The organism is Nocardioides sp., from assembly GCF_031397825.1.
Taxonomy (GTDB): domain Bacteria; phylum Actinomycetota; class Actinomycetes; order Propionibacteriales; family Nocardioidaceae; genus Nocardioides.
The window spans coordinates 1-4,860 of record NZ_JANNML010000076.1 but is presented as its reverse complement, the minus strand read 5'-3'; the positions used below and the strand labels follow the sequence as shown (position 1 = coordinate 4,860).

Annotated in this window: 3 protein-coding genes; all 3 read left to right on the top strand. The window is 71.8% G+C overall.

Features of this window, described 5'->3' with window-relative positions:
• On the top strand, positions 1-3,421 hold a 3,421-nt coding region (mfd, locus tag RMN98_RS06365), incomplete at its 5' end, for a transcription-repair coupling factor (protein WP_309647965.1).
• Positions 3,422-3,525: 104 nt separating this feature from the next.
• A complete protein-coding gene (locus tag RMN98_RS06360; RefSeq protein ID WP_309647964.1) occupies positions 3,526-4,221 on the top strand; it encodes a hypothetical protein in 696 nt (231 codons plus the stop codon).
• A gap of 76 nt (positions 4,222-4,297) precedes the next feature.
• The coding region (locus tag RMN98_RS06355; RefSeq protein WP_309647963.1) for a MazG family protein at positions 4,298-4,860 on the top strand (563 nt) is incomplete at its 3' end.

The following is a 4,860-nucleotide window of genomic DNA, read 5'->3' as shown; positions in this document are numbered from 1 at the left end:
CACCGCCCTCGGCGGTGTGATGGATCCCGCGACGGTGGCCTACTACCCCTCGTGGGAGACGCTGCCCCACGAGCGGCTCTCGCCCCGCAGCGACACGGTCGGCCGTCGGCTCGCGGTCCTGCGTCGGTTGGCCCACCCCGGATCCGAGGCCACCAACGGTCCGCTCAAGGTCGTCGTCGCGCCGGTGCGCTCGGTGCTGCAGCCCCAGGTGAAGGGCCTCGCCGACCTCGAGCCCGTCGAGCTCGCCGTGGGGGACGAGGCCGACCTCGAGGACGTCGTCCGGCAGCTGGCCGCCGCGGCCTACACCCGGGTCGACCTGGTCGAACGCCGCGGAGAGTTCGCCGTGCGTGGTGGCATCGTCGACATCTTCCCGCCCACCGACGAGCACCCGGTGCGGGTCGAGTTCTGGGGTGACGACGTCGAGGAGATCCGCACCTTCGCGGTCGCCGACCAACGGACCCTCGAGGCGGTCGAGCGGCTCTGGGCGCCGCCCTGCCGCGAGCTGCTCCTCACCGACGAGGTACGACGACGCGCGCGCGAGCTGGGCGTGACCCATCCCGAGCTCCTCGAGATCACCGACAAGATCGCCGAGGGCCACGCCGTCGAGGGCATGGAGTCCCTCGCGCCGGCGCTGGTCGACGAGCTGGAGCTGTTGGTCGACCTGCTGCCCGAGGACACCCACGTGCTCGTGCTCGACCCCGAGCGGGTGCGGGCCCGGGCCCACGACCTCGTGGCCACCAGCGAGGAGTTCCTCCAGGCGTCCTGGGCGGCCGCTGCCGCCGGTGGGGGAGCGCCCATCGACCTCGGCGCGGCGTCGTACCGCTCGCTCGGCGACGTGCGTTCCCACGCGGTGGCGCAGCGCAGGGCGTGGTGGAGCATCAGCCCCTTCGGGCTGGGCGAGGACGACGGGGAGCCCGACGCCTCGGTCGCCCGTCAGCGGCTCCGGGACGTCACCGGCGCGATCGTCGACGCCGGCGTCGACGTGGAGGCCGGAGCCACCGCGAGCCGCAGCGTGGCCATCCGGCCCGCCGAGACCTACCACGGCGACATCGAGAAGGCGGTGCTGGACGTTCGCGCCTGGCTGGCCACCGCCGGGCGGGTGGTGCTGGTCCACGAGGGGCACGGGCCGGCCGAGCGCATGGTCGAGCTGTTGCGTGAGCACGACGTGGCCGTCCGCTTCGCCGAGACTCTGCCCGCGGCCGAGGACGTGCCGGAGGGCGTCGCCGTGGTGACCTGCGGGACGCTCGCCCACGGGCTGGTCGACGAGGCGCAGCGCCTCGCGGTCGTCACGGGCGAGGACCTGCTCGGCCAGCGGTCCTCGACCAAGGACATGCGCAAGATGCCGGCGCGACGCAAGAAGCAGATCGACCCCCTGGAGCTGAAGCCCGGAGACCACGTGGTCCACGACCAGCACGGGGTCGGCCGCTACGTCGAGATGAAGCAGCGCGTCGTCCAGGGCGCGACCCGGGAGTACCTCGTCCTCGAGTACGGCTCCTCCAAGCGCGGTGGTCCGCCGGACCGCCTCTACGTGCCGACCGACCAGCTCGACCAGGTCACCCGCTACGTCGGGGGCGACATGCCCAGCCTGGACCGGCTCGGCGGCGCCGACTGGGCCAAGCGCAAGGGCCGCGCCCGCAAGGCGGTGCGTCAGATCGCGGCCGAGCTGATCAAGCTGTACGCCGCCCGCCAGGCCACGCGTGGGCACCGCTTCGGCCCGGACTCACCGTGGCAGCGGGAGCTCGAGGACGCCTTCCCGTTCGTCGAGACCCCCGACCAGCTCACCACGGTCGACGAGGTCAAGGCCGACATGGAGCAGGAGGTCCCCATGGACCGGCTCATCTGCGGCGACGTGGGCTACGGCAAGACCGAGATCGCGGTGCGTGCTGCCTTCAAGGCCGTCCAGGACGGCAAGCAGGTCGCGGTCCTCGTCCCCACCACGCTGCTCGTCACCCAGCACCTGTCCACGTTCGCCGAGCGGATGGCGGCCTTCCCGGTCGTGCTCAAGGGACTGAGCCGCTTCCAGACCGAGAAGGAGTCCAAGGAGGTGCTGGCCGGCGTGGCCGACGGCACCGTCGACGTCGTCATCGGCACGCACCGGCTCCTCAACCCCGACATGCGCTTCAAGGACCTCGGCCTGGTCATCGTCGACGAGGAGCAGCGCTTCGGTGTCGAGCACAAGGAGCAGCTCAAGCAGATGCGGACCGCCGTCGACGTGCTCGCGATGTCGGCCACGCCCATCCCGCGAACCCTCGAGATGGCCGTCACCGGGATCCGCGAGATGTCGACGATCACCACCCCGCCCGAGGAAAGGCACCCGGTGCTGTCCTACGTCGGTGCCTTCGAGAACCGGCAGGTGGTGGCGGCGGTCCGGCGCGAGCTGCTGCGCGAGGGCCAGGTCTTCTACATCCACAACCGGGTGCAGTCGATCGAGAAGGCGGCGGCCCGGATCCGTGAGCTCGTGCCGGAGGCGCGTGTGGCCGTGGCCCACGGTCAGATGGGCGAGCACCAGCTCGAGCAGGTCATGCTCGACTTCTGGGAGAAGCGATTCGACGTGCTCGTGTGCACCACGATCGTGGAGTCCGGTCTCGACGTCTCCAACGCCAACACCATGATCATCGAGCGAGCCGACACACTTGGCCTCTCTCAGCTGCACCAGCTGCGCGGCCGGGTCGGCCGGGGCCGCGAGCGGGCCTACGCCTACTTCCTCTTCCCGCCCGACAAACCGCTGACCGAGACCGCACACGAACGGCTGGCCACCTTGGCCCAGCACTCCGACCTCGGCGGTGGCATGGCGATCGCGATGAAGGACCTGGAGATCCGCGGGGCCGGCAACCTGCTCGGCGGCGAGCAGTCGGGACACATCGCGGACGTCGGGTTCGACCTCTACGTCCGGCTCGTCGGGGAGGCCGTCCACGAGTTCAAGGGCGGCGGCCCGGTCGAGCAGACCGAGATGAAGATCGAGCTGCCCGTCGACGCCCACCTGCCCCACGACTACGTGGCCAGCGAACGGCTGCGCCTGGAGATGTACAAGCGCCTGGCCGAGGTGCGTCACGACGAGGACGTCGCGCTGCTGCGTGAGGAGCTCGTCGACCGGTACGGCGAGCCGCCCGAGGCTGTCCGAAGCCTCCTGGAGGTGGCGCTGCTCCGGGCCAGGGCACGCCGGGCGGGTCTGACCGACATCACCATCCAGAGCAACTACGTGCGCTTCGCACCCGTCGACCTGCCCGAGTCCGGGGGGCTCCGCGTCTCCCGGCTCTATCCCGGGACCCTGGTCAAGCCGCAGGTCAGTACCATCTTGGTGCCGAGGCCGAAGACGGCTCCCGTCGCGGGTCAACCGATCCGCGGGGAGGCGCTGCTGGTCTGGGTGCGCGAGGTGATCGACTCCGTGCTCGACCGGCCGGCCGTGGGAGCCTCGTCGTGAACCGAACTGCCCGCTGACCTGCCGAACCCGCTGACCTGCCGAACCCGCTGACCTGCCGAACCCGCTGACCGGCGGGCCGGCCGACCAAGGAGCGACCTGTGCTCGTGAACCGCCGATCCGTCCCGGCACGACACCGCCGCCGGCTTCCGGCCGTCGCCGGTCTCACCGCGATCGCGGTGACCTCGCTGACCGCCTGCTCGGGACCCGGACCCGGCGTCGCCGCGGACGTCGAGGGCACCCAGATCAGCACGTCCGAGGTCGACGACTTCGCGTTGCTGCTCTGCAGCCTCGGCGGGGTCCCCGGCGGTGAGGAGGCGGCGACCAAGTCGGCTCGCCAGCAGGCCCTCACCCTGCTCATCGGCAACGTGGTCGCCTTCGACCTCATCGACGAGGACGCGGTGGACCCGGCGGCCGTCGAGCAGGCAGTCGCCCAGAACGCGCAGGCGCGCGAGACCGTGCCCGAGGACGAGGTCGCCACCTTCGACGCCTTCGTCGACGACTTCTCGCGCGCGCAGATCGGGCTGGTCGAGCTGGGGCGCGAGTCGTTGGAGGAGCAGGGGCAGAACCCGACCGAGATCACCGAGGACGTCGCCTTCGCCGAGGGCCAGCGGCTGCGGCAGGAGCGAGCGGCCGAGACCGACATCGAGCTGGACCCGCGCTTCGGCAGTGCGACCGCCGGTGTCGTCGGACCCAGCTCGGAGCAGCTGTCCGTGCCGGTCTCCGACCTCGCGGTCGAGGGGAGCTCGGCCGAGCCGTCGGCGACACTGGGCGGGCTGCTGCCGGCGTCGCAGAAGTGCTGACGGTGTGACACCGAGTCCGACGCCGAACCCGGACCGGAACCCGCCGGGGTCCCGTCTGCTCGAGCTCGTCGCGGTGATGGACCGGTTGCGCACCGAGTGCCCCTGGGACCGCGAGCAGACGCACCGGTCGCTGGCGACGTACCTGCTGGAGGAGACCTACGAGACCCTCGAGGCCATCGACACCTGGGACGCGACCGGCGAGGACCGCGACCTGGTCGAGGAGCTGGGGGACCTGCTGCTGCAGGTCGTCTTCCACGCCCGCGTCGCCTCCGAGCGCCACCCCGGCGGCTTCGACATCGACGTCGTGGCCGGCGGTATCTGCGACAAGCTGGTGCACCGCCACCCGCACGTGTTCGCCGGGCTCGAGGTCGCCGACGCCGCGGAGGTCGACCGCAACTGGGAGCGTCTCAAGGCGGCGGAGAAGCAGCGCTCGCACGTGCTCGAGGGCGTGCCGCTGGCCCTTCCGGCGTTGGCGCTGGCCGACAAGGTCCTGTCACGGCTGGCCAAGGCCGGGCTCGAGCCGGAGCCCGTGGACCCCGGTGTCGGTGCCGAGCTGCTGGCCCTGGTGGCCCGGGCCCGGTCACTGGGGGTCGACCCCGAGCAGGCCCTGCGTGACGCCGTGCGACAAGCGGCCCCGCC